General features: G+C 43.6%; 1 protein-coding gene. It reads right to left on the bottom strand.

Annotated features, from left to right (window positions below; all coding sequences use genetic code 11):
- On the bottom strand, window positions 1–254 hold a 254-nt coding region (locus tag ETC27_RS17890), incomplete at its 3' end, for an AAA family ATPase (protein ID WP_240724962.1).
- Window positions 255–298 lie beyond the last annotated feature (44 nt).

Consider the following 298-nt stretch of genomic DNA (forward strand, 5'->3'; position numbering starts at 1 on the left):
TTCAGCAAGTCTGCAAAGACTTGCCCAGGACCAACTGACGGCAGCTGATCTGCATCGCCTACAAAGAGTACTTTCATGGAAGGAGGAATGGCTTGTAAAAGTTTATTTGCTAACCAGGTATCTACCATTGAAAATTCATCAACAATCAAAAGTGAACCCGTAAGATCATTACTTTCCATATCCATTGCTTCATCAGTATTTAAACCTAAATGGCGATGAAGCGTTGCTGCCGGTAAGCCAGTAAGTTCATTCATCCGGCGACTTGCTCTTCCTGTTGGTGCTGCCAGAAGAATAGGGA

This window comes from Onishia niordana (assembly GCF_004798965.1).
GTDB classification, from domain to species: domain Bacteria; phylum Pseudomonadota; class Gammaproteobacteria; order Pseudomonadales; family Halomonadaceae; genus Onishia; species Onishia niordana.